Genomic DNA, 17047 nt, shown 5'->3' on the forward strand with positions numbered 1-17047 from the left:
ATAATAAATTAATAGTAAGAATCACTTAGAAATATGCTAGTTGCCTTGACGCTCCAATTGGGGCGGAGTACAATAAATATGTCATATTATTGTATCATGATGTTGGTTGCAGTCAATGGATGCTTTCGTAACATATCGTTTGCTCTTTTTTCTGCGTATTATTGCTTGAGGGAGGTAAAAGTTTTGGACAATCGTGAATTTTTAATGCGCAGGTTACACTCATTACTAGGAATCATTCCAGTAGGGCTGTTCTTGACGCAGCATCTAATCGTCAACCATTTTGCTACACAAGGTGAAGCTTCTTTCAACAAAGCTTCTCACTTCATGGCGAACTTGCCGTTTGTTATTTTCTTAGAGATCTTCGTTATTTATTTGCCGTTGATGTATCATGCATTCTACGGTGTATACATAGCGTTCACGTCTAAGCATAACCCAGGTAAGTACAGCTACATGCGCAACATTTTGTTTGTTGCTCAGCGTTACACAGGTGTTTTCCTAGTGATCTTCATTGCATGGCACGTCTTTGAAACTCGTTTCCAAGTTGCGATCGGCAATGCAGCGGAAGCAGATTTCAATATGATGGAAAATATCTTGAGCAACCCATTAATGTTAGCGTTTTATATTGTGGGTGTTACAGCAGCGACTTTCCACTTGGCTAACGGCTTCTGGTCATTCTTAGTCACTTGGGGAATCACGCAATCCGAAAAATCTCAACGAATGGCATCTTACTTCACGCTTCTAGTGTTTGTGGTGCTAACTATCATTGGTATCAGAGCTTTGTTTGCGTTCGTTTAAGAACGTTTTGATTATTGGTGAACTAAAAGAGGAGTGAATACCAAAATGGCGAGAGGCAAAATTTCTATCGTAGGCGGCGGCCTTGCCGGTTTGATGGCAGCAATTAAAGCTGCAGAAGCTGGTTCACCCGTTGACCTGTTTTCAATCGTTCCAGTTAAAAGATCTCACTCAGTTTGTGCACAGGGCGGGATCAACGGAGCGGTAAATACAAAAGGTGAAGGGGATTCCCCGGCGATTCACCTTGATGACACCGTTTACGGCGGTGACTTCCTGGCCAACCAAAAACCTGTTAAAGCAATGACAGATGCGGCACCAGGAATTATTCGCATGTTCGACCGCATGGGCGTTATGTTCAACCGTACGCCAGAAGGTCTTCTTGATTTCCGTCGTTTCGGCGGAACGATGCACCACAGAACGGCTTTTGCCGGTGCAACAACTGGCCAGCAATTGCTTTATGCACTAGATGAGCAAGTTCGCCGCCACGAAGTGGCTGGATTGATCACGAAATACGAAGGCTGGGAATTCCTTGGCTTAGTTTTAGATGACAACGGCGTCGGCAAAGGAATCACTGCCCAGAACATGACGACAATGGAAATCCGTGCGTTCCGTGCAGATGCAGTGATTATGGCAACTGGCGGACCTGGGATCATTTTCGGAAAGTCGACAAACTCTGTTATCAATACAGGGTCTGCTGCTTCGATCGTTTATCAGCAAGGCGCTTACTATGCAAATGGTGAGTTTATCCAGATTCATCCGACAGCGATTCCAGGAGACGACAAACTTCGTTTGATGTCTGAATCGGCTCGTGGTGAAGGCGGTCGTATCTGGACATACAAAGACGGCAAACCTTGGTATTTCTTGGAAGAAAAGTATCCGGCATACGGAAACTTGGTTCCACGTGATATCGCGACGCGCGAAATCTTTGATGTTTGTGTAAACCAAAAACTGGGCATCAACGGCGAGAACATGGTTTATCTTGACCTTTCCCATAAAGATGCAAAAGAATTGGATATCAAACTTGGCGGAATCATTGAAATCTACGAGAAATTCACTGGTGATGACCCTCGTAAAGTTCCAATGAAAATTTTCCCGGCTGTCCACTATTCGATGGGCGGACTATGGGTCGATGACCACCAAATGACAAGCATTCCTGGCGTTCTTGCAGCAGGAGAATGTGATTATTCGCAGCACGGAGCAAACCGCTTAGGCGCTAACTCATTGCTTTCAGCTATTTATGGCGGAATGGTGGCAGGCCCGAATGCAATGGAATACGTTCAAGGTTTGGATGTATTGGCTGAAGATCTTCCTTCGGACATTTTTGACCGTGCAGTTGCTGAAGAGCAGCGCAAATGGGATGAAATCCTAGCACTTGATGGAACTGAAAATGCTTACGTTCTTCACAAAGAACTTGGCGAATGGATGACAGACAACGTAACAGTTGTTCGCTATAACGACCGCTTGAAAGCGACAGATGAGAAAATCCAAGAGCTGCTTGAACGTTTCAACCACATCAGCATCACGGATACTCAGCTTTGGAGCAACCAAGGCGCAATGTTCGCACGCCAGTTGAAAAATATGCTACATTTAGCACGAGTGATCACACTTGGGGCTTATTATCGCAATGAAAGCCGTGGAGCTCATTACAAACCGGACTTCCCGGAACGCAATGACGAAGAATTCTTGAAAACAACAATGGCCAAATTCAATGGCTACGATGAGCCGATCTTCACTTACGAAGAAGTCGATACATCGCTGGTTGAACCTCGAATTCGAGATTACTCATCAGCACACTAAGAAGGGAGCTAATTTACCATGGGTGAAGCAGCAAAAACGGTTATATTTGAAATCGAACGCCGAAACTCTACGGACGAAGCGCCGTATTTCGAGAAGTTCGAATTGCCATATCGCTTGAACATGAACGTCATTTCGGCGTTGATGGAAATCCGCCGGAATCCAGTAACAATGGACGGCAAAAAAACAACTCCGGTAACTTGGGACATGAACTGTCTTGAGGAAGTATGTGGAGCTTGTTCAATGGTCATCAACGGCAAAGCACGCCAGTCGTGTACAGCTCTTGTCGATCAATTGGAACAGCCAATCCGCCTTCAGCCGATGAAGACATTCCCTGTAGTCCGCGACTTGATCGTAGACCGCAGCCGCATGTTCGATTCACTGAAAAAAGTCAAAGCTTGGGTGCCAATCGATGGAACTCATGACCTTGGCGACGGACCCCGTATGCCAGAACGCAAACGCCAATGGGCTTACGAACTTTCAAAATGTATGACTTGCGGCGTATGCTTAGAAGCATGCCCGAACGTCAATGATAAATCCGATTTCATCGGACCGGCACCACTTTCACAAGTTCGCTTGATGAACGCGCACCCAACTGGATCTATGACTCGCGATGAGCGCTTAAATGCAATCATGGGCGATGGCGGTCTAGGCAGCTGCGGTAACTCTCAAAACTGTGTTGAATCTTGTCCAAAAGGAATTCCTTTGACAACATCAATCGCAGCGTTGAACCGCGACACAACAGTTCAAATGTTCCGCAACTTCTTCGGAAGCGACAGAATGGTTGATTAGTCTTATTGAAAAAAATCCCTGCTGCGGCAGGGATTTTTTCTTTTGATTTATTTACATATGACTTCAGGTGAAGGTCAAAGTTTTGCTATACTAATAAAATATGACCTTAGAAGATAAACTGGAGGATTTTAGATGAAAGCCAAGTACATTGAAAATTTTAATAAATGGAAAGAAGAGTTTCGCTTTTCTGCGCCGGTCCAAGTGCGTTTTTCAGAAACGGATATGTTCGGGCATGTGAATAATACGGTGCCAATTACGTATTTTGAATTTGCACGCATCGAGTATATGAAAGAACTGGGGCTTATGCAGCGCTGGCTAAAAGGCAGTGATTTGTTTCCTGTCGTTGCGGATATGCAAGTCGATTACGTGAAACAAGTTTTCTTTGATGAGAAATTGACTGTTTACGTGAAAGTTGCATCAGTCGGCACTTCTTCGATAGACGTCCATTACTGGGCAATCAATGAAAAAGAGGAGACTTGTTTTACAGGAAGAGGCGCGATGGTACAGATTTCCAAGAAAACTGGAAAAGGTTATCCTTGGAGTGCGGAAGAACGTGAATTGTTAACCAAAAACCAAGCTGTTTCGATGGAAAACTGACTGTGTTCTTGCCATAACCATAAAAAACCTTCACTATAGAAGAGAAGATACATAACCGAGGAGTGGATGATTAGAATGACAAACACCAATAACCATATTCCACACAATTCCGATAAAGTAGCATTCATGGAAAAAGAATTGCGCTATATATCTGGCTTGATCAAACAAAAAGGCAGAGAGATCTTAAATTCCTACACCATCACGCCTCCGCAATTTGTGGCGCTGCAATGGCTTTTCGAACATGGTGATATGACAATCGGGGACCTTTCCAACAAAATGTATTTGGCTTTCAGTACGACGACAGACCTTGTCGACCGAATGGAAAAAAATGAGTTAGTGGTCCGAGTGCGGGAAGAACAAGACCGCCGTGTCGTTCGAATCAAATTACTAAAAGAGGGCGAACGGATCATTGAAGAAGTAATTAAAAAGAGACAAGATTATTTAGAGACGGTGCTTGAAGATTTCAGCGCCGATGAAGTCGAGCAGTTTTCGTTCTTGCTTGAAAAACTGCATACAAACATGAAATAGAATTGAGGTAACTAATTTGAATGCGCCAATCGGAGTTATTGATTCAGGAGTAGGCGGACTGACGGTGGCAAAAGAGATCATCAAACTTTTGCCGAACGAACAGATTTATTACATAGGGGACAATGCCAGATGCCCGTATGGACCCCGTTCTCTCCAAGAAGTCCGTAAATTCACATGGCAAATGGCTGAGGCCTTAATGAAAAAGAAAATTAAGATGCTGGTGATCGCCTGCAATACAGCGACGGCTGCTGCGTTGAATTCATTGCAGAAAAAACTGCCGATTCCTGTGATCGGGGTAATTTTCCCTGGTGCGAGAGCTGCGATTAAAACATCACACAGCAAAAACATCGCAGTTCTTGGAACCTTGGGGACGGTGAAAAGCGGCGCTTATGAAAAAGCGATCAAATCGCTGGTTTCATCTGCCCACGTGGTCCAACTGGCATGTCCACGGTTCGTGCCGCTTGTGGAGAGTGATGAATATGAGGGGGAATTTGCACGGACAATGGTGCAAGATACCCTTTCCCAGATTGAAGAAGAAGAATTCGATACGGCAATTTTGGGGTGTACCCATTATCCGTTGCTGCAAGGATTTATCGAGGAAGTTTTCGGGGACGGCGTAAAAGTATTGTCTTCTGCTGAAGAAACGGCAAAAGATGTCGAGCGGCACCTGAGATACAAAAAACAGCTCGCTGACCGGCAAAAGCCGCCAACCCATCACTTTTATACATCCGGTTCCACACCGATCTTTACTTCGATTATTGAAAAATGGCTAAGCATTGATCATCCGTTGATCCACTCTATCCGATTTCCAAAAACCTGATGGCTGAGCTATCGGGTTTTTGGCTGTAGTAAAGGAAATATGGTAAGCTATTTGAGCAAATACAAGGAGGATTCTCATGACAAGAATTGATGAAAGAGCAACAAATGAACTGCGTGCGGTGCAGATGGAAGCGGATTATTTAATCCATCCGGAAGGATCTGTATTGATTACGGTTGGCCAGACAAAAGTGATTTGTACAGCGACCATTGAAGACAAAGTGCCGCCATTTTTGCGCGGCCAAGGAAAAGGCTGGATCACGGCGGAGTATTCCATGTTGCCACGTGCCACCAATAGCCGGAATCGCCGGGAAGCTTCTGCTGGGAAAATCAGTGGACGGACGATGGAAATCCAGCGTTTAATCGGCCGTGCTTTGCGTGCTGTCGTAGATTTGGAAAAGCTGGGTGAACGGACTTTATGGATCGATTGCGACGTTATCCAAGCAGATGGCGGGACACGTACAGCTTCAATCACTGGAGCGTTTGTGGCAATGGTAATGGCTATTGGGAAATTGGAGCTTCCTGCATTTCCGGTTACTGACTTTTTAGCAGCGACTAGCGTGGGCATCGACAGTGAACTTGGAGCTATCTTGGACTTGAATTATGTAGAAGATTCTTCTGCACAAGTCGATATGAATCTTGTAATGACTGGAGCCGGCCATTTTGTGGAACTGCAGGGAACTGGGGAAGAGTCGACGTTTACGCGGACTCAACTCAATGAACTTCTTGACCTTGGTGAAAGCGGAATCCAGCAATTGATTGAAAAACAAAAAGAGGTACTAGGAAGCTTAGCGCAAAAAATCGGAGAAGAGGTGAACTCAAACTTATGAAACAAGTAATTATTGCGACGCAAAACAAAGGAAAAGCGAAGGATTTTGAAGCCCTTTTCGGACCGCTTGGATACGAGGTGTTAACGCTTCGCGATGTAGCAAAAGACATGGACGTTGAAGAAACAGGCGTAACGTTCGAAGAAAATGCCATTCTTAAAGCGGAAGCGGTGGCTGAAGCCCTTCAAACTACAGTGATTGCAGACGACAGCGGCCTGGAAATTGATGCGTTAAACGGGGAGCCTGGGGTCTATTCAGCACGCTATGCCGGTGAAGCGAAAAGCGATGAAGCCAATATTGAAAAAGTATTAACGAAATTGGAAGGCGTGCCTGAAGAACAACGTACAGCACGGTTCCGCTGCGTCCTCGCAATTGCCTCACCTGATAAGGAAACTGTTACCTATTCAGGATCGTGTGAAGGAATGATCCTTTCTGAACGGAGAGGCGGCCATGGTTTCGGATACGATCCGATTTTCTTCGTGCCAAGTGAAGGGAAAGCAATGGCTGAGCTTCTGCCAGAAGAAAAAGCAGCGATTTCCCACCGGGGCAACGCACTCCGCGAATTGGAGAAAGCAATGCCGAAATGGCTGGATAACGGCCAATAAAATAAAAAGAAATAAATTTTAATGTTTTTTTAAAATAGCATTGACTTTTCTTGAAATCATTTCTATAATTAAAATTGTCTTTCAGTTGAAAAACGCAGCCCACTCAGTGGTGCTGAGTTTGAAAACGAAGAAAGCCATGTCCCAGTAGCTCAGCTGGATAGAGCAACGCCCTTCTAAGGCGTCGGTCGGGCGTTCGAATCGCTCCTGGGACGTTAACTTATTCGAAATGATACATAAGAAAAAGCCGGAAGCCATTCGCTTCCGGCTTTTTCTATTGAATGGACGAATTTGAGCCAAATACTATTATGATTCATATAGTAATAGAGAGGGGCACAGTATGTGAGGACCAGCGATATACGACTCCGAAATTCAGAGAGAGTCCTGTTGTTCAATCTGTTGATCCAAGACTTTATTTAGAAAATAGCTGGAGCCACCCATGAGTCTCATTTTCAGTCTCCTTACGTTGTTCCGGATGAAAGTGCAAAAGATTGAGAAGCTTTTATAAAAAACATAAAGATGAAAAAATGGAAATAGTTTTTTGTTTTCCTGTATACTCGAATTAACATAAAACACATAGAGGAGGCACCTCTCATGAAGAAGCCATTACAAGTCCTTGCTTCAATTATGCTTGCAGGAACATTATTTCCGGCATCAGTATATCCGGTGTTTGCTGAAACGGATCTGCCGGAAGAAAGCCAAGAAGATACATATGAACCGTTGCCGCCGTTAGAGACGGGAGAGGGATTCACGAATTATCGAGACGCGAATGGTACGATATACGCTCATGCAGTCTGGTTTGTGACAACTAGCGGCATTGCCCATGGATTCTCATACGACTATTTCGGGGTAAACGAACCGATTAAGCGCGTGGATGCAGCTATGATTCTCGGAAATTTCGTGTATGTCGAAGATACAGATGTACCCAAAGCAGCTTTTACAGACCTTCCACAGCGTGCAGTAAAGACAATTTCCATTTTAAAACACCACGGTATTCTAAATGGAAAAAGCAAAACCAAATTCGGCCCGAACTTGAACATTACGCGAGGTGAAGCGGCAATCATGCTTCATAACGCGCATAAAGAGGTGTTTCCGCCAACCGAAGAACTCGACGGCAAGCTTGTGTTCAAAGATGTTTCCGGCCGCTATAAAGAAGCTGTGCATGTCTTGTCAGAGGCCGGAATCATTAAAGGGAAAACGGCCGGCAGATTCGGCACAGATGAACCGTTGACAAGAGGTCAAATGGCCTTATTGATTGAACGGATTTATGAATACGATGGGCCGCTTGGAGCAGAAGACAAACAGGAATATCCGGCAGAAGAGAAGGGCCTTTCGATTTCCGCAGATAAACAGTCGTATGATACCTATTCCGATAAAGTGATAAAGATCATTATGGGAAATACAGGACAACAGAATTACCTTCACCGTCCGGAATATTCACTGCAAAAGCAAGTCGGAGACAAATGGTATGAAGTTCCTTACAGCAAATTCGTCGATTTTTATACGATCATGGAAGAGCTGGAAGCTGGCGAGAAACTTGAATTAACACTGGAAGTTGATTCACCCCGCTATCAAGCGCCGCTGCAAGATGGGTTTTATCGGATCGTCCAAGAATTTTACCCGGAAAAACAGCCTGGTTCAGTCAGTATTGCAGCCAAATTCTCAATTTGGGAATAAAACAATATTTTTAAAACCTTGCAGCTTTTAAAGCGGCAAGGTTTTTTATTTATTTGTCCATAATGTGAATCCCTTTCCGAAAAAAATATGAAAAACGTGAACTCGAGTTCATGTTTTTCTTCCGGATATGTTATTCTGTATAAAGAGGTGAGAAAATGCCACATGAAGACCTTGTTGGAAGTTTTCCGACTTCTCCTAAACAATCACGGTCAAAACAAAAAAAAGAAGCCTTAATTGCCAGTGGCAAGGAATTATTCAGCCGAAAAGGGTTCGACCAAACCACTGCAAAAGAAATTGCGGCCCATGCACGTGTCGCGACTGGAACTTTTTATCGCTACTTTTCCGATAAACGCCAACTCCTGATGTCCTTGATCGAAAACCAATTGGATTCGATGATGCCGCTCGAGCTGGAATGGAAAAGCGGAGATCCGGAAAAGCTGCTCGCAGGACGCCTTGAAATCCATTACCACAAGATAAATGAATCCAATCTCCAAAAATTGATGCCTGAGTTGCTGCTGCGTGACGCTGAGCTGGCAGAAATCATCAATAACGCAAAAGACCGGATGCATCAGAAGTTTGTAAAAGATTTAACCGTTTTGCAGAAGAAAGGGTATCTCTGGCCGGACATTGAGATTGAAACTTTAACCTGGTGTTTGGAGTCCTTATTAGAAAAGCTGCAAAATCGGGTCAATAAAGGGGAGGACGTGGATTACCAGCAATTCGCGAAAATATTTTGCCGTACGCTGTTCCCTCCGGAAAGTCTCCAGAAAATGCGCACAGGAAAGATTTAAGAAAGGAATGTGAAATGATGAAAGCTAAATTATTCACTGCAACGAGCAATACCTCATGCCGAAAAGCGATCGCTTGGTTAGATGAGTATGAAATTCCATACGAAGAAAAAAACCTCTCCACGACACCCATCACCATAGAAGAGATTCAAGAAATTCTCTCCCTGACAAATGAAGGAACAGAAGAAATCATTTCGAAAAAAGCTTATGCAATCAAAAAGCTGAAAATCGATTTCGATGCTTTGTCTTTGCCTCAGCTTTATAAAGTCATCCAGGACAACCCGGGCGTTCTTCGCTTGCCGATTATTCATGACGGCAGAAAATTGCAGGTGGGCTATAATGACGATGAAATCCGCCAATTCTTGCCGCGCTGGTTCCGGTTAGACCAATTCAAAAATTTAATTAGCTTGTCAGGCAATATTTAATACAGCTCCCAGGAAATGAAAAAAATCCATGGTTTTATTTTCCCGATAAATCCCCTTATGTTATGATAGAGGCAATAAATGGGGTGGTAAAAATGCGGAAGAAATATAGGGAGCTTAAACGAAAAGGCAATGTCATCGTATTTCCGACCACGATCAACCGCTTGTTGACAGACGGCATGAATCTCCTGAAAGACGAGCAGTACACCGAAGCCCGCGATAAGCTCTACCAAGTGCTGGCGTATGAACCTGAACATGCGGGAGCGCTTGGAGCCTACGCTTATTGCTTATTTGAGCTGGGGGATTATGAAGAGGCGCTCGACGTCTGCCGCGAGCTGTTAAAAGTGGGTCCGATCCATTATTTGGAGACGATGGAATTATACATAAGTTTGTTGATGCAAGTGAGGGAATTTGAAGAAGCTGAGCAAATGATCGAAATGCTTATTGAAGAAAAAATCTTGCCGGAAGAGCGGCTTGAACAATTTCAGCAATTGCGCGAGCTGAACGAACGGATTGCAGCGAATGTATCCAAAGAAAAAGTGGATATCCGTTTATACGAAGCTGAACATTTCACCGCGCTTCGGCCGAGCGAGCAGGAGCATCTCATCATGGAACTGCAGCCGGCATATTACGAGCCGCTGAAGGAGAAATTGTTTGCGCTTGCTGAACACCAAGATACCGATCTGCTCACCAAAACATACATATTATTTACGCTCCACCAGGAAAAAGTGGCCGGCCGGCTCAAAATCAAGAAGTTCCATTACGAAGGTGAATTTTCAGCCGCCGCCTTGCCGGACCCTATAAACAATAAACGCATTAAAATAATCCGCAGTTATTTGGAAGAAGCTTTATCGAAAGACCCGACCCGCCTGGAAATGGCGATTGAACTGTTTGAACGCCATATTTACTTGATCTATCCTTTTGCGTGGGATGAATTTGAAGGGCGGGAAGTTGCAGAAGCCTATATGGGTTATCTGGATAGTTTGTTTACCGGAGAAGCATCAAATGGGGTGGATGAAGAGCTGCTCAAGCTGATAATTCAGGCAGAAGCTTGGTTCGAGTTTCGGAATGGGTAGAAATAGTTGAACATGACGCCATCTATGCTATAATATGGAGGTTGTCAAAATTCGTATAATACACGTAATATGACTTTGTAGAAAATGTTTGGAGGGCTAATATATGTCAGCAAAATGGGAAAAACAAGAAGGTAACACAGGAACGTTAACAGTAGAAGTGCCTGTAGAAGTAGTAAATGCAGGATTGGATCAAGCATTCAAGAAAGTTGTAAAAGAAATCAACGTGCCAGGTTTCCGTAAAGGAAAAATGCCTCGCCAAATGTTCGAAAAACGTTTTGGTGTAGAATCATTGTACCAAGATGCTTTGGATTTCATCTTGCCGGACGCTTATGCGAACGCTGTTGAAGAAGCCGGAATCAACCCAGTTGACCGCCCGGAAATCGATATCGACACAATGGAGAAAAACAAGCCATTGGTATTCACTGCTAAAGTGATCGTTAAACCTGAAGTTCAGCTTGGCGAATACAAAGGCATCGAAGTAACAAAACAAGATACAGAAGTAACAGACGAAGAAATCGAAAACCAATTGAAAGAAAACCAAGAGCGTTTTGCTGAACTTGCTGTTAAAGAAGACGAAGCAATCGTTGAAGGCGATACAGCTGTTATCGATTTCGAAGGGTTTGTTGATGGAGAAGCGTTTGAAGGCGGCAAAGGAGAAGATTATTCTCTTGAAATCGGTTCAAACTCATTCATCCCTGGATTCGAAGAGCAATTGGTTGGCGTGAAAGCAGGAGAAGAAAAAGACGTTGAAGTCACTTTCCCTGAAGAATACCACGCGGCTGAGCTTGCAGGAAAAGCTGCAACTTTCAAAGTGAAAGTAAACGAAGTGAAAGCAAAAGAACTTCCTGAACTTAACGATGAATTTGCAAAAGAAATTGATGCGGAAGTCGCTTCTTTAGATGAATTGCGCACAAAAATGAAAGAAACATTGTCAGCTGAAAAACAATCAGCTTCTGATGCTCAACTTCGCGATGAGTTGGTTCAGAAAGTTGCAGAAAACGCAACAATCGACCTTCCGCATGCAATGATCCACACTGAAATGGACCGCATGATGCAAGATTTCGAACAGCGTTTGACTCAACAAGGCATGAACCTTGACCTTTACTACCAATTCTCAGGACAAGACGAGCAGGCACTTCGCGCTCAAATGCACGATGATGCTGAAACACGCGTACGTGTATCGCTAGTTCTTGAAGCAATTGCTGCTGCAGAGAACATGGAAGTAACAGCTGAAGACATCAACAAAGAACTTGAAAAAATGTCTGGCCAATTCAACATGGATGCAGAACAGATCAAAGCTGCTTTAGGCGGTACTGAAATGCTTGAAAATGACATCCGTATGCAAAACACAGTTGAATTCTTAGTGGAAAACGCTAAAATTACAACTGAAATTGCAAATGCTGAAGACGCTGAATAATTAAAGCCTATAATTTACAACCGAAAACAAGGCACGGCATCGTGCCTTGTTTTCTTCTACATAAAACCAATAAAATAGACATAACCCATGTAAAAGAAATCAACTAACATCAATTTAATGCCCTACATAATGCTTTCCTTTTGGTTTAATTCTAATTAGTTGATACAATAACGAATATCTTGTAAGATAATGGCTTGAATAGGGGTGAATACATTGTTCAAATTCAATGACGAAAAAGACCATCTTAAATGTTCATTTTGCGGTAAACCGCAAGAGCAGGTCCGTAAACTGGTTGCAGGACCAGGTGTATATATTTGCGACGAATGTATTGAGCTTTGCACGGAAATCGTAGAAGAAGAGCTTGGTACAGAAGAAGCAGTAGAATTCAAAGAAGTTCCAAAACCGAAAGAGATTTTGGACATTTTAAACGGTTATGTAATCGGACAGGAAAAAGCGAAGAAGTCGCTTGCTGTCGCTGTGTATAACCATTATAAACGCGTGAACTCGAACAGCAAGATCGACGATGTCGAGCTGTCGAAATCGAATATCGTTTTGATTGGACCAACAGGGAGCGGGAAAACTTTGCTTGCTCAAACTTTGGCTCGCATCCTGAACGTTCCTTTCGCAATCGCAGATGCTACTTCTTTAACCGAAGCAGGCTATGTAGGTGAGGACGTTGAAAACATTCTATTGAAACTGATCCAAGCTGCGGATTATGACGTAGAACGCGCAGAAAAAGGCATCATCTACATCGATGAAATCGATAAAGTGGCCCGTAAATCGGAAAACCCATCGATTACACGCGATGTTTCCGGTGAAGGCGTTCAGCAAGCATTATTGAAAATTCTTGAAGGAACGACTGCAAGCGTGCCACCACAAGGCGGACGCAAGCACCCTCATCAAGAATTCATCCAAATCGATACGACGAATGTATTATTCATTGTCGGCGGTGCTTTTGACGGTGTAGACCAAATCATCAAACGCCGTTTGGGCAATAAAGTCATCGGTTTCGGTGCAGACCCGAACAAAGAGGAATTGGACGAGAAATCATTGCTTAGCCAATTGATTCCTGAAGATTTGTTGAAATTCGGTTTGATTCCAGAGTTCATCGGGCGTTTGCCGGTATTGGCAAGCCTAGAGCAATTGGATGAAAACGCATTGGTGCAGATCTTGACTGAACCGAAAAATGCATTGATCAAGCAATACCAGAAAATGATGGAGCTTGATGATGTCGAATTGACATTTGAAGACGATGCCTTAGTGGAAATCGCGAAATTGGCGATTGAACGCAAGACAGGTGCCCGAGGACTTCGTTCAATCATTGAGAATATCATGCTTGAAGTCATGTTCGACCTGCCGTCCCGCGAAGATATCGTGGAATGCGTCATTACAAAAGAAACCGTCACTGATAGCGCTCAGCCGAAACTTTTGCTAGAAGACGGCTCAGAATATAAAGGCGACAATAACGAGAAAACATCCGCCTAAGTAAAACTGCTTTCAGCGGGAAGCCGCTGCAAGCAAGCGGAATATAGGATGATACGGGCTGACTCTGATCGTGCACATCCGCGCGTTTAGGGTCAGCTTGTTTTTTTGACGAAAATAACCGGAGGTGTTCTCCCGAATGGCTAAGAAAAAAATAACAAAACGCGTGCCTTTATTGCCGCTGCGAGGGCTCCTCGTATTTCCGACGATGGTCTTGCATATTGATGTAGGCCGGGAGCGGTCCATTGCGGCTCTAGAGCAAGCAATGCTTGAAGACAATATCATTTTCCTGGCAACTCAAAAAGAAATGAGTACAGAACAGCCGGAAAAAGACGATCTGCATAAAATCGGTACACTCGCATATATTAAACAGATGTTGAAATTGCCGAACGGCACCATCCGTGTTCTTGTAGAAGGACAGGAACGTGCGCAGTGGAAGCAATATACAGAAGAAGAAAACTTGACGATGGTTGAAGTGACTACGTTCCCGGATGAAACGGAGCGGACAGCGGAGCAAGATGCATTGATGCGCTTGCTGCTGGAGCATTTTGAGAAATACGCAAAAGCTTCGAAGAAAATCACGACTGAAACTTATAACACTGTGGCCGACATCGAAGAGCCTGGCCGTCTAGCCGATATGGTGGCATCGCATTTGCCGATTAAAGTGGCTGGCAAACAGGAAATCCTGGAAACCTTCGATATTGATAAGCGATTGGAAATGCTGATTACACGCTTGCATAATGAGCAAGAAGTGATCGATCTGGAAAAACGCATCAGCCAGCGCGTTAAGAAATCGATGGAACAGACGCAAAAAGAGTTTTACCTTCGTGAACAGATGAAGGCGATCCAAACAGAGCTTGGCGATAAAGACGGCAAATCAGCTGAAATCGTTGATCTGAAGAAACGCATCGAAGAAGCCGGCATGCCGGAATCTACGGAAAAAGCCGCACTGAAAGAATTGGACCGTTACGAGAAATTGCCGTCAGCAGCTGCTGAAAGCGGCATTATCCGCAATTACATCGAGTGGCTTGTGACGATTCCATGGTCGAATTCGACAGAAGACCGGTTGGATATCAAATACGCTGAAGAAGTCCTTGACCGTGACCATGACGGCTTGGAAAGCGTCAAAGAGCGTGTATTGGAGTATTTAGCCGTACAGCAGATGACGAAATCGCTTCGCGGGCCCATCCTTTGTTTAGTAGGCCCTCCTGGAGTCGGTAAAACTTCTCTAGCAAAATCGATTGCTGAATCGCTCGACCGCAAATTTGTCCGTGTATCGCTTGGCGGCGTGCGCGACGAATCGGAGATCCGTGGCCACCGCCGCACATATGTCGGCGCGATGCCAGGACGCATTATTCAAGGAATGAAAAAGGCATCTACCGTAAATCCAGTGTTCTTACTCGATGAAATTGATAAGATGTCGAATGATTTCCGCGGAGACCCTTCATCAGCTATGCTTGAAGTATTGGATCCGGAACAGAACAATTCATTCAGCGACCATTATATAGAAGAAACCTACGATCTTTCGAATGTTTTATTCATCGCGACGGCAAATGATCTTGGATCGATTCCAGGACCGCTTCGCGACCGGATGGAAGTCATTACGATTGCCGGCTACACAGAAGCGGAAAAACAAATGATTGCGAAAAACCATTTAGCGCCGAAGCAATTGAAAGAACATGGGTTGGAAGAAAGCCAGTTGACTTTCGATGACGCTGCATTGCTTTCTGTTGTCCGTTATTACACTCGGGAAGCGGGAGTCCGTGGCCTTGAGCGCCAAATTGCTTCCATTTGCCGCAAAGTGACGAAACAGATTGTCAGCGGTGAAAAAGAATCGGTGGCAGTAACTGCTGATTTAGTGGAAGAGTATTTAGGGAAGCGCAAATTCCGCTACGGCATGGCTGAAACGGTCAACCAAGTCGGCGTGGCGACAGGCCTTGCATACACGACAGTTGGCGGAGACACGCTTCAGATCGAAGTTTCGTTATCGGCTGGCAAAGGCAAACTCCAATTGACCGGTAAACTTGGCGATGTCATGAAAGAGTCGGCACAGACGGCACTTTCGTTTGTCCGAGCAAATGCAGAATCACTTGGCATTGACCCGTCTTTCCATGAATCGCAGGATATCCATATCCACGTACCTGAAGGAGCGGTGCCAAAAGACGGCCCATCTGCCGGGATCACAATTGCGACTGCACTGGTATCTGCGCTGTCCAAACGTCCGATTCGCCGCGAAGTCGGCATGACCGGTGAAATTACGCTGCGTGGACGCGTCTTGCCGATTGGCGGCGTGAAAGAGAAAACATTAAGCGCACACCGTGCTGGATTGAAAACGATCATCTTGCCGATAGATAACGAGCGGGATATCGAAGACATTCCGGAAAGTGTCCGTGAAGAATTGACGTTCAAACTTGTTTCTCAAGCGGAAGAGGCACTCGAAATCGCATTAGAAGGAGAAAATGAATGATAGTCAATAATGTAGAACTTGTAATCAGCGCCGTCCGTCCGGATCAGTATCCGGAAGACGGCTTGCCGGAATTTGCCTTAGCGGGACGTTCAAATGTCGGGAAATCGTCTTTCATTAACAAAATGATCGGACGTAAAAGCATGGCGCGCATTTCCTCGAAACCGGGGAAAACACAGACCTTGAACTTTTACAAAATCGAAGAGAAATTGTTCTATGTGGATGTACCGGGCTATGGCTACGCAAAAGTGGCAAAGACGGAACGCGAAGCATGGGGCAAAATGATCGAGCGGTATATTACGGGACGAGATGAGCTAAAAGCGGTTATCCAAATCGTCGATCTTCGCCATCCGCCAAGCCGCGACGATATCGCGATGTACGATTTCATGAAGCATTACGATATTCCGTGCATCATCATTGCGACAAAAGCGGATAAGATTCCAAAAGGGAAATGGGACAAGCATAAGAAAATTGTCCGTGAAACCTTGGAAATGGAAAAAGGCGATCCGTTAATCGTCTTTTCATCTGAAACCGGGCTTGGCAAAGATGCAGCATGGGCTGAAATCGAAAAAAGAATGTAATTGGAAAGAGCGCAGCTATGAGCCGCGCTCTTTTTTTATGGGGAAATGGCTTACTGTAAATAAAGTTCGCTATTCCGCAAATAAAATAAGAAATTCCGCAAACAACTCGTTTATTGCGCAAATAAACGCGGTTATCCCGCAAACATCTCAAATTTTCTCCTTAACAAGCCGAAAGTTAATGCACTATTTCGACTAAGAGCGTTATACTTGTTGTCGGAAGGATGCTTTGCTAAACTTACATTATAATAATTATAAAGTAATAATATTAACTCCCACTGTACAGCAAAATGTAATAGTTTCATGGCTTGTTCACATTTTGAAAGGCTTCTGAAACTATAATAGTGGTATACTTATAGATAGGAAATATTGAACGTGAAAGGTGTTTTGATCCC

At 44.3% G+C, this 17047-nt stretch carries 16 protein-coding genes and 1 tRNA gene; all 17 read left to right on the forward strand.

What is annotated here, in order from left to right:
- Positions 1–204: 204 nt before the first annotated feature.
- The 17 genes from NFU07_RS12395 (at position 205) to yihA (ending at position 16655) form a co-directional block, all read left to right on the forward strand.
- Entirely contained in the window at positions 205–795 is a 591-nt protein-coding gene (locus NFU07_RS12395; RefSeq protein ID WP_285835962.1) for a succinate dehydrogenase cytochrome b558 subunit, read from the forward strand.
- A gap of 45 nt (positions 796–840) precedes the next feature.
- Positions 841–2589: a succinate dehydrogenase flavoprotein subunit gene (sdhA, locus tag NFU07_RS12400; RefSeq protein WP_235198952.1), complete on the forward strand. Its 1749-nt coding sequence runs from the start codon at positions 841–843 to the stop codon at positions 2587–2589.
- An 18-nt stretch (positions 2590–2607) separates the two neighbouring features.
- The gene (sdhB, locus tag NFU07_RS12405) at positions 2608–3378 is read left to right on the forward strand and encodes a succinate dehydrogenase iron-sulfur subunit (protein WP_235198953.1); all 771 of its coding nucleotides are present in this window, start codon (positions 2608–2610) and stop codon (positions 3376–3378) included.
- A 132-nt stretch (positions 3379–3510) separates the two neighbouring features.
- A complete protein-coding gene (locus tag NFU07_RS12410; protein ID WP_251478587.1) occupies positions 3511–3975 on the forward strand; it encodes an acyl-CoA thioesterase in 465 nt (154 codons plus the stop codon).
- Between the two features lie 75 nt (positions 3976–4050).
- Positions 4051–4503 carry a MarR family winged helix-turn-helix transcriptional regulator gene (locus tag NFU07_RS12415; RefSeq protein ID WP_251478589.1) on the forward strand — a complete coding sequence of 151 codons (453 nt, stop codon included), beginning with the start codon at positions 4051–4053 and terminating at the stop codon, positions 4501–4503.
- Positions 4504–4519: 16 nt separating this feature from the next.
- Positions 4520–5323, forward strand: a complete 804-nt coding sequence (gene racE / locus NFU07_RS12420; RefSeq protein WP_251478591.1) for a glutamate racemase — start codon at positions 4520–4522, stop codon at positions 5321–5323.
- Between the two features lie 76 nt (positions 5324–5399).
- Positions 5400–6149 (forward strand): ribonuclease PH, encoded by a 750-nt coding sequence (gene rph / locus NFU07_RS12425; protein WP_251478593.1) that lies wholly within the window; start codon positions 5400–5402, stop codon positions 6147–6149.
- Entirely contained in the window at positions 6146–6751 is a 606-nt protein-coding gene (locus tag NFU07_RS12430) for an XTP/dITP diphosphatase (RefSeq protein ID WP_251478595.1), read from the forward strand. Before rph ends, NFU07_RS12430 begins: the two co-directional genes overlap by 4 nt.
- A 138-nt stretch (positions 6752–6889) precedes the next feature.
- Positions 6890–6963, forward strand: a tRNA-Arg gene (locus NFU07_RS12435).
- A gap of 379 nt (positions 6964–7342) precedes the next feature.
- Complete coding sequence (locus NFU07_RS12440) at positions 7343–8425, forward strand: S-layer homology domain-containing protein (protein WP_251478597.1); 1083 nt, start codon at positions 7343–7345, stop codon at positions 8423–8425.
- A gap of 155 nt (positions 8426–8580) precedes the next feature.
- The gene (locus NFU07_RS12445; RefSeq protein WP_251478599.1) at positions 8581–9216 is read left to right on the forward strand and encodes a TetR/AcrR family transcriptional regulator; all 636 of its coding nucleotides are present in this window, start codon (positions 8581–8583) and stop codon (positions 9214–9216) included.
- Between the two features lie 17 nt (positions 9217–9233).
- Positions 9234–9638 (forward strand): transcriptional regulator Spx, encoded by a 405-nt coding sequence (gene spx / locus NFU07_RS12450; RefSeq protein ID WP_235198959.1) that lies wholly within the window; start codon positions 9234–9236, stop codon positions 9636–9638.
- Positions 9639–9730: 92 nt separating this feature from the next.
- Entirely contained in the window at positions 9731–10711 is a 981-nt protein-coding gene (locus NFU07_RS12455; RefSeq protein ID WP_251478601.1) for a tetratricopeptide repeat protein, read from the forward strand.
- Between the two features lie 103 nt (positions 10712–10814).
- Positions 10815–12128: a trigger factor gene (gene tig / locus NFU07_RS12460; protein ID WP_235198961.1), complete on the forward strand. Its 1314-nt coding sequence runs from the start codon at positions 10815–10817 to the stop codon at positions 12126–12128.
- Positions 12129–12341: 213 nt separating this feature from the next.
- On the forward strand, positions 12342–13613 hold the full coding sequence (gene clpX / locus NFU07_RS12465) for an ATP-dependent protease ATP-binding subunit ClpX (protein WP_251478603.1): 1272 nt from the start codon (positions 12342–12344) through the stop codon (positions 13611–13613).
- Positions 13614–13749: 136 nt separating this feature from the next.
- Positions 13750–16077 carry an endopeptidase La gene (lon, locus tag NFU07_RS12470; protein ID WP_251478605.1) on the forward strand — a complete coding sequence of 776 codons (2328 nt, stop codon included), beginning with the start codon at positions 13750–13752 and terminating at the stop codon, positions 16075–16077.
- Complete coding sequence (yihA, locus tag NFU07_RS12475; protein ID WP_235198963.1) at positions 16074–16655, forward strand: ribosome biogenesis GTP-binding protein YihA/YsxC; 582 nt, start codon at positions 16074–16076, stop codon at positions 16653–16655. The genes lon and yihA overlap by 4 nt, the downstream gene beginning before the upstream one ends.
- Positions 16656–17047: the final 392 nt, after the last annotated feature.

The organism is Planococcus sp. NCCP-2050, assembly GCF_023708025.1.
Taxonomy (GTDB): domain Bacteria; phylum Bacillota; class Bacilli; order Bacillales_A; family Planococcaceae; genus Planococcus.

Coding starts and splice junctions, on each gene's coding strand:
- NFU07_RS12445 (WP_251478599.1), top strand. CDS start 8,581: ATGCCACATGAAGACCTTGTTGGAAGTTTTCCGACTTCTCCTAAACAA.
- NFU07_RS12415 (WP_251478589.1), top strand. CDS start 4,051: ATGACAAACACCAATAACCATATTCCACACAATTCCGATAAAGTAGCA.
- sdhB (WP_235198953.1), top strand. CDS start 2,608: ATGGGTGAAGCAGCAAAAACGGTTATATTTGAAATCGAACGCCGAAAC.
- NFU07_RS12395 (WP_285835962.1), top strand. CDS start 205: ATGCGCAGGTTACACTCATTACTAGGAATCATTCCAGTAGGGCTGTTC.
- NFU07_RS12410 (WP_251478587.1), top strand. CDS start 3,511: ATGAAAGCCAAGTACATTGAAAATTTTAATAAATGGAAAGAAGAGTTT.
- spx (WP_235198959.1), top strand. CDS start 9,234: ATGAAAGCTAAATTATTCACTGCAACGAGCAATACCTCATGCCGAAAA.
- rph (WP_251478593.1), top strand. CDS start 5,400: ATGACAAGAATTGATGAAAGAGCAACAAATGAACTGCGTGCGGTGCAG.
- yihA (WP_235198963.1), top strand. CDS start 16,074: ATGATAGTCAATAATGTAGAACTTGTAATCAGCGCCGTCCGTCCGGAT.
- NFU07_RS12440 (WP_251478597.1), top strand. CDS start 7,343: ATGAAGAAGCCATTACAAGTCCTTGCTTCAATTATGCTTGCAGGAACA.
- tig (WP_235198961.1), top strand. CDS start 10,815: ATGTCAGCAAAATGGGAAAAACAAGAAGGTAACACAGGAACGTTAACA.
- sdhA (WP_235198952.1), top strand. CDS start 841: ATGGCGAGAGGCAAAATTTCTATCGTAGGCGGCGGCCTTGCCGGTTTG.
- NFU07_RS12430 (WP_251478595.1), top strand. CDS start 6,146: ATGAAACAAGTAATTATTGCGACGCAAAACAAAGGAAAAGCGAAGGAT.
- lon (WP_251478605.1), top strand. CDS start 13,750: ATGGCTAAGAAAAAAATAACAAAACGCGTGCCTTTATTGCCGCTGCGA.
- NFU07_RS12455 (WP_251478601.1), top strand. CDS start 9,731: ATGCGGAAGAAATATAGGGAGCTTAAACGAAAAGGCAATGTCATCGTA.